Origin of the sequence: Chlorogloeopsis fritschii PCC 6912, assembly GCF_000317285.1 — a bacterium.
Classification (GTDB): domain Bacteria; phylum Cyanobacteriota; class Cyanobacteriia; order Cyanobacteriales; family Nostocaceae; genus Chlorogloeopsis; species Chlorogloeopsis fritschii.
Genome location: NZ_AJLN01000096.1, coordinates 20,254 through 27,003 on the forward strand (window position 1 = coordinate 20,254; position 6,750 = coordinate 27,003).

General features: G+C 43.0%; 9 protein-coding genes. 4 read left to right on the forward strand and 5 right to left on the reverse strand.

Going from position 1 to position 6,750, the window contains the following annotated elements:
• The first annotated feature begins 136 nt into the window (after positions 1–136).
• A complete protein-coding gene (locus UYC_RS0118310) occupies positions 137–1,264 on the forward strand; it encodes a glycosyltransferase family 4 protein (protein WP_016875868.1) in 1,128 nt (375 codons plus the stop codon).
• A gap of 241 nt (positions 1,265–1,505) precedes the next feature.
• Here the strand turns inward: UYC_RS0118310 and UYC_RS0118315 are convergent, their stop codons facing one another.
• The gene (locus tag UYC_RS0118315) at positions 1,506–2,021 is read right to left on the reverse strand and encodes a hypothetical protein (protein ID WP_016875867.1); all 516 of its coding nucleotides are present in this window, start codon (positions 2,019–2,021) and stop codon (positions 1,506–1,508) included.
• Between the two features lie 233 nt (positions 2,022–2,254).
• Here UYC_RS0118315 and UYC_RS0118320 point away from each other — a divergent pair, with 233 nt between their 5' ends.
• Entirely contained in the window at positions 2,255–2,830 is a 576-nt protein-coding gene (locus UYC_RS0118320) for a TIGR04376 family protein (protein WP_016875866.1), read from the forward strand.
• A 143-nt stretch (positions 2,831–2,973) separates the two neighbouring features.
• Here UYC_RS0118320 and UYC_RS0118325 read toward each other — a convergent pair whose 3' ends face one another.
• Positions 2,974–3,159 (reverse strand): hypothetical protein, encoded by a 186-nt coding sequence (locus UYC_RS0118325; protein ID WP_016875865.1) that lies wholly within the window; start codon positions 3,157–3,159, stop codon positions 2,974–2,976.
• 150 nt (positions 3,160–3,309) lie between these two features.
• On the opposite strand from UYC_RS0118325, the gene UYC_RS0118330 reads away from it, so the two are divergent.
• Positions 3,310–3,663, forward strand: a complete 354-nt coding sequence (locus tag UYC_RS0118330) for a PIN domain-containing protein (RefSeq protein WP_016875864.1) — start codon at positions 3,310–3,312, stop codon at positions 3,661–3,663.
• A 101-nt stretch (positions 3,664–3,764) separates the two neighbouring features.
• Positions 3,765–4,157 (forward strand): hypothetical protein, encoded by a 393-nt coding sequence (locus UYC_RS0118335; RefSeq protein ID WP_016875863.1) that lies wholly within the window; start codon positions 3,765–3,767, stop codon positions 4,155–4,157.
• Positions 4,158–4,255: 98 nt separating this feature from the next.
• Here the strand turns inward: UYC_RS0118335 and UYC_RS0118340 are convergent, their stop codons facing one another.
• The 3 genes from UYC_RS0118340 to zwf all read right to left on the reverse strand — a co-directional run bounded on the left by UYC_RS0118340 (position 4,256) and on the right by zwf (position 6,399).
• Entirely contained in the window at positions 4,256–4,615 is a 360-nt protein-coding gene (locus UYC_RS0118340; RefSeq protein WP_016875862.1) for a type II toxin-antitoxin system PemK/MazF family toxin, read from the reverse strand.
• Positions 4,596–4,781, reverse strand: a complete 186-nt coding sequence (locus UYC_RS0118345) for a hypothetical protein (protein ID WP_016875861.1) — start codon at positions 4,779–4,781, stop codon at positions 4,596–4,598. Before UYC_RS0118345 ends, UYC_RS0118340 begins: the two co-directional genes overlap by 20 nt.
• Positions 4,782–5,019: 238 nt before the next feature.
• On the reverse strand, positions 5,020–6,399 hold the full coding sequence (gene zwf / locus UYC_RS0118350) for a glucose-6-phosphate dehydrogenase (RefSeq protein ID WP_016875860.1): 1,380 nt from the start codon (positions 6,397–6,399) through the stop codon (positions 5,020–5,022).
• Positions 6,400–6,750 lie beyond the last annotated feature (351 nt).

Sequence of the window (6,750 nt, forward strand, 5' to 3'; positions counted from 1 at the left end):
ACTATAAAGTTTGTATTATTCCCAGTTCAAAAAGGTGTTCTAATTAAGCTCTCATGAATAGTGAGTCGCTTCAAAGCACTTTTTAGAACAAAATAAGCTGATTTTAATTCTAATCTTACATTTTCAGGAGTCTTTTATGCGAATTGCTCAGATTGCCCCACTCTGGGAGAGAGTTCCACCTCCAGGCTATGGCGGTACAGAACTAGTAGTGGGGTTACTAACCGATGAACTAGTCCGACGTGGACATGAAGTCACGCTATTTGCATCAGGAGACTCTATTACTTTAGCCAAGCTTCAATCAGTTCATCCTCGTGCCTTAAGACTAGATTCTACAGTCAAAGAGGGCAACATATATGAAATGTTGCAACTTGCTTGGGTGTTTGAGCGGGCAGAAGAGTTTGATGTTATTCACTCACATATGGGTTGTAGTGCACTACCTTATACAAAATTAGTAAAAACACCCACGATTACTACGTTGCACGGTATTTTTACACCCGACAACGAAAAGATGTTTCAATATGCCAAATCTCAGCCCTACGTAAGTATTTCTAATGCACAGCGCGAGCCAAGATTAGGGTTGAATTATGCAGCAACTGTCTATAATGGCATTGATGTCAGCAGCCATAAATTTCATCCCCAACCAGAAGAATCACCTTACTTAGCATTTTTAGGTCGAATTTCACCGGAGAAAGGAACGCACATAGCAATACAAATAGCCAAACAAGCTGGTTGGCGTTTAAAGATGGCAGGTAAGGTGGATGTTGTTGATGTGGAGTATTTCGAGCGGGAAGTTAAGCCTTTCATTGATGGGGAGCAAATTCAGTACTTGGGTGAAGCAAATCATGTTCAGAAAAACGCTCTGATGGGAGGTGCGGTAGCAACTTTATTTACTATCACTTGGCGAGAACCGTTTGGGTTAGTGATGGTAGAGTCAATGGCAGCAGGAACGCCAGTTATCGCCATGAATTTTGGCTCTGTTCCAGAAGTAATTGTCCACGGTAAAACGGGCTTCATTTGTAATAGTATTGAAGAATGTGTTAGTGCTGTGGGCAAAGTAACTGAACTTGATCGTTATGCTTGCCGAGAGCACGTTGAGAACAATTTCAGCGTCCAAAAAATGGTAGATGGCTATGAAGCTGTTTATCGACAAATTGTGGCAGAACGGTTGGCTCAAAATGGAAAAGTCACGCTCTTTGATGACTTTAAGAACAAGCAACAACAAAACGAACAGGTTCGTTTACCAAAACTGCGTTCAAAAATGTAATTGGCGTTAAATGTGAATTAGTCGAACTCACCTTGAATTGCACCAAGTAATAGAAATAGATTGATTGCAAAATTCAAATTTTAGGTGATAACGAACACAGATAAACACAGATGGACACAGATGATTTATCTGTGTTTATCTGTGTCTATCTGTGGTCGATTTTTAAAATATGATTTTTGCTTGCCATTTTAATTTATCCGTAATTCGTAATGTAGTAATTACGAATTACGAATTGATTCATTTACGCTGTCCCTGTTTGTTCAACATAGCCTTGCAAATTCTCCGGCTCAAATTGACGCAAAATTCGGGTTGCCTGACGAGTTAATTCTTCAGTACCTCTAACAACAATTAGATATTTGCCCTCATTCAAACGGTTGCGGTAAGGCAGAGCATCTCCACTACCAACAGTTAAACCAACTCCACCACCAACTAAGTATGCACCCAATGCACCAGCAGCACCTCCTAAAATTCCACCGAAAATATGATTGCCAAAGCTGCCAATAGGAAATATTTCAATGCCTGTTAAAACGTTAAAGGCATAACCAGCTATAAAACCAAAGGGAATTAGCCAGATTGAAAGGCGTTTTGCTCCTTTTTTCGCTTGTAAATTGGGGTTTATTAACCCATATTCATCTGCACTTTTGTAGCCTTGACCTAATATATCTACTTGGTTTGTAGGTAAACCTTCTTTTTCTAAAGCAGAGTAGGCTTCTTCGGCTTTGATTCTATCTGGTAAAACTGCAACAAGATAATTCATAATGTTATGCCAAAGTGATTGTATTTTTCCACTCATTTAAAAGAGATGTTGACTTTTGCGATCGCTCCATCTAAAAGCCACTTTTTTAATCAAACGATAAAAATCACTAATGGTTGAAAACTTCAACCTAGAGAGAGAACTTTGGCATTGAGAGAAAAATAATCACCTGAGTAGGTTTGGGCTAGGATAATAACGACTACAATAAAGTGAGATACCTGACTGGAGTTCTGGCAGTGGGCTTATTTGATGATTTGAGTCGGTTTCTAGAAAATCGTTTAGAAGAATTCTTGCGAAGCAATCCGCATTTGGAGCTAGAAGCGTTGTTAGAACAACTACGCGAGCAAGAAGAAGACACTTTAAAGCTGATTGCAGATTTGCAATTGCAAGAGAAGCGATCGCAAGAAGAAATTCTCTCCACTGCTCAAGAAATCCAAAAGTGGCACATTCGCGTCCAAAAAGCCAAAGCAAATAACAGACAAGATTTAGCGGCGGCGGCAGGTGAGCGAGAAGCCGCACTGTTACGCCAAGGCAATCAGCTTTGGGGACATATGCAAGGGTTGAAGGAACGCATCAGCCAAGCACAAGATTTACTGCGAAAAATTCAACAACGGCGACAGGAAGTACAAGCAAAAGCCACCGAAGCCCAGACAGCCCGTGCCCAAGCCCAAGCCCAGCAACGCTTAGAAACTTCTGGTTGGTGGAATCAACCCCAAACCGATTATAGTGGCTACGATCCCCTAGAGGAGAAATTCCGGCGTTGGGAAACAGAGGCTGAGTTGGAACAGATGAAGCGGAACATGGGAAAGTAGGGATGAGAAGGCAAGAGGCACAGGGCGTAAGCTTTTTGTCTCTATTTTAGAGTTGGATTATTTTCGCTGTTATTTACTAGACATCTCCGAAAAATGTAGAGATGAGAAATTACCCTCCGGGAACCCCTGCGGTGTACGCATCTCTACAAGGTTTCGGGTTCATCCAACAAGTCCAATACTTCTTGCTCAACAATTCTTGAACGCAGAACATCTAGCGCATCTCGATCTGCCAGATCGATGATTTCTGCTATGTATTGGCGCATCTGTTCAGCAACATCGGGCTGCCACTGACGCAATTTTGTGTCTAGTTTTTCCACTAAAGCATTCATTGATACCTCTACTATTGATTGTTGTGGTGTCTAGTCTCATGTTAAGGTATCCGCTAATTACCAGTTTTACTTGATTCGGGGCTACTTGGACTGGTAACTAATTTCAAGCGATCGCTTCAAAGTACCGCTTGTGCTCAATGGCTTCAGACATTGATTTCGGGAGATCATCGAATCATTGTTCCTGAAATTGCCGATTATGAAGTCCGTCGTGAGTTATTGCGTGCAAATAGGGTTAAAGGAATTGCTCGATTAGATACGCTGATTGAATTTTTGGAGTATCTTCCCATCGCAACAGCAACCATGCGACAAGCTGCGATATTTTGGGCACAAGCACGGCAGCAGGGACAACCAACAGCAGATGATAAGGCTATTGATGGCGATATGATCCTTGCAGCACAGGCAATAACACTTTGTGTTTCCAATGTAGTGATTGCAACGACCAATGTTGGGCATTTGTCCCGCTTTGTTCCGGCAGATTTGTGGCAGAATATCGCTGGCAATTAGTCGCAGAGTTAGACCAGGTATTGATGCTGGTTATACAATTCTTCATGAAATTCTAAGTAAGTTATTCATAGGATGGTACTTTCAGGTTACTGGTGAACGAAATGAAGTATGACGCGAGTCAGATCAGGTTGATAAATATCCCTCAGTTAGAGCAGCTAGAAGATGGAAAATGCTGCCGAACATACATCTATCGTTTCACTAATTCGTTGCCTGAACAAAAAGTTATTGACCAAATTGCAAATAGTTTGGAGAAGAAGTTTACCTTTTCAAAGGAAGCATATGAGATTCCTGAAGATGTTGAAATTTGTGCATCTATTCTCATAGAGCGTTTACAAGATAACGAAGCCAAAGTTCGTGTTTTGACAACTCAACCGGAAGAGGTTTGCGTTTACATCTTTGGCATACACACTCTACCGCGCCAACTTGAGGAAAGGTTTGGAACTGTACAGTTGATTCAGGGAGAACCGCGAGAGACTTGGATTTCTGGATCGTAAACTTTTCAGTCGCGGTTAGTTGTAGAGTGTGTTGTCGCCAAGCGCCGCACCATCCTAAATTCCCAGTGGTTCTTAGTGCAGTCAGTAGCCTATAAATACTAAGCATCTGCGTCAGGTGAGCCATCCTGTTGTATATCAACCTCTAAATCTAATGCAAATACTAGAGCTTGTTTGATGTTGAACATTACTTCATCCGAAAGCTCACCCAGTTTACGCTCAAGTCTCACACTTGGTATAGAACCCAAACCTTGTACGTTAGCTACAGATCCCTCCTGCAAAAACGGGAACTTGGGCAGTACAACCTCGTATGCACTACCTCGATACTGCGTCGTAACTGGTACATAAATAACCAAAGCTCGTGGTGGATTTGGATCGTAGCGGGATATAATTACAACTGGTCGCATTTTCGCCGCTAACCCCAGATCAACAAGCCATACTTCACCGGGTTTCGGGTTCATCCAACAAATCCAATACTTCTTGCTCAACAATTCTTGAACGCAGAATATCTAGCGCATCTTGATCTGCCAGATCGATTATTTCTGCTACGTATTGGCGCACCTGTTCAGCAACATCAGGCTGCCACTGGTGCAGTTTCGTTTCTAGTTTTTCCACTAAAGCATCCATTGATACCTCTACTTATTGATTGTTGTGGTGTCTAGTCTCATGTTAAGGTATCTGCCAATTACTAACTACAAGCAAATAACATTCCCAGTTTACTTAGATAGTCGCATGGGCAATGAGTAAATTAAGTTGAGCTAATCAGCAAAAAGGTATATTACTTTCTCAATTTACCTGTTTGCTTTCTCATTTCAGTAAATTGCGCATTTATAGCAGCGATCGCGCTCCTAAATAAGCCAACATACTACTCCCTTGGCAATGGATTGTACCAGCGATCGCCTGCCAACAACAGTTTATCTGCTTCTGGTGGCCCCCAGGTATTCGGTTCGTACTCGTAAACGGGTGTGACGTTATCGAGAATTGGCTGAACTATTCGCCATTCCTCTTCTACGGTATCCTCTCTGACAAACAAAGTCGGATCGCCCCGCATCGCATCACCCAATAGACGCTCATAAGGTTCCATCTCGTCGCCACCTCCATAAAACGCCAACAGTTCCACCGCAGATCCGATCATGGCTTCTCCTGGGATTTTAGTGCGAGCGCCCAATCCCACGATTACCTCCGGATCTAATAGAAAACGAACATAATTGGTGTTTTCTTTTCCTCCCTCCTTAAACACATCTAGAGGTGGACACTTGAGCTTAACCATCACCTCAGTAGTCTTGACAGGCAATTTCTTCCCGGCTCTAATGTAAATGGGAACTCCTGACCATCGCCAGGTATCAATAAATAAACGAACGGCAGCAAAGGTTTCTACTTGGGAGTCAGTAGCTACACCCTCCTCATGGCGATAACCCTGAAATTGCCCGCGAATTATGTCGTTGGGTTCAAGCGATCGCAATGCTTTGAGAATCCGCACTTTTTCATCTCGGATTGCATCAGGTGCCGTACTGGCGGGGGCATCCATGCAAACTGAAGCTAGCACTTGCAGCATATGGTTTTGCACCACATCTCGAATTGCGCCTGTTTCATCATAGAACTTTCCCCGTCCTTGAATGCCAAAGTTCTCTGCCATGACAATCTGCACGCTTTCGACGTAGTTGCGATTCCAAATAGGTTCTAAAAAGGAGTTGGCAAATCGAAAATAAAGCAAGTTCAGCAGTGGTTCTTTGCCGAGATAGTGATCGATCCGATAGATAGATGATTCGGGAAAAACCGAGCCGAGAATTTGGTTTAACTCGCGTGCTGATTCTAAATCTCGTCCAAATGGTTTTTCAATTACGACGCGGGCATTTTTAGCACAACCTGACTTACCTAATCCTTCCACTACTTGTGCAAACAGGCTGGGCGGAATTGCTAAGTAGTAGAGGGGACAAGTAGCATCGCCCAGGGCTTGACGTAACTTTTCGTAAGTTTCTGGTTTGTTGTAGTCACCAGAAACGTACTGGAGCAGTGAAGAAAGTTTCTCAAATGCTGCTTGATTTACACCACCATGATGTTCTAGGCTATCACGCGCTCGTTCCCTGAGTTGATCTGTTGTCCAAGATCGCCCGGCAACCCCAATTACCGGAATATTAAGATTACCACGTCGTACCATTGCCTGAAGGCTGGGAAAAATTTTCTTGTAGGCAAGATCGCCTGTCGCCCCAAAAAATACAAGTGCGTCTGAATGAAGAGTTGTCATCACGAGCCTCTTGAGGGATGTAGTTTGAGCAAGCAGTCAAAGAGTGCTGTGTTTAACACGATAATCGGGACAGATTTGCCGATCGCTGCGAGTGCGATCGATGCCATCATACCTAATAACTGTAACAGTGAGTGCGTCTTTACGCTTCACAGGGTGTCGGGTGTTGGGAAAGAAACCTTTTTCATGCGTTTTGGTGTATGCAGTTCATGAGGCTACTTATCAAAATCAATAATATAGACTACTAACTACTGTACGGGCGGGTTCTAACAAAATCTCTCAAAAATGACGAAATATCTATATAAACCCGCACGCCAGTTGACGCCAGTTGACGCCAGTCGCTTCAACGGGGGG

Excerpts from the sequence above, each read along its gene's own strand:
- UYC_RS0118310 (WP_016875868.1), top strand. The coding sequence starts at position 137 with ATGCGAATTGCTCAGATTGCCCCACTCTGGGAGAGAGTTCCACCTCCA.
- UYC_RS0118315 (WP_016875867.1), bottom strand. The coding sequence starts at position 2,021 with ATGAATTATCTTGTTGCAGTTTTACCAGATAGAATCAAAGCCGAAGAA.
- UYC_RS0118325 (WP_016875865.1), bottom strand. The coding sequence starts at position 3,159 with ATGAATGCTTTAGTGGAAAAACTAGACACAAAATTGCGTCAGTGGCAG.
- UYC_RS0118335 (WP_016875863.1), top strand. The coding sequence starts at position 3,765 with ATGAAGTATGACGCGAGTCAGATCAGGTTGATAAATATCCCTCAGTTA.
- UYC_RS0118340 (WP_016875862.1), bottom strand. The coding sequence starts at position 4,615 with ATGAACCCGAAACCCGGTGAAGTATGGCTTGTTGATCTGGGGTTAGCG.
- UYC_RS0118345 (WP_016875861.1), bottom strand. The coding sequence starts at position 4,781 with ATGGATGCTTTAGTGGAAAAACTAGAAACGAAACTGCACCAGTGGCAG.
- zwf (WP_016875860.1), bottom strand. The coding sequence starts at position 6,399 with ATGACAACTCTTCATTCAGACGCACTTGTATTTTTTGGGGCGACAGGC.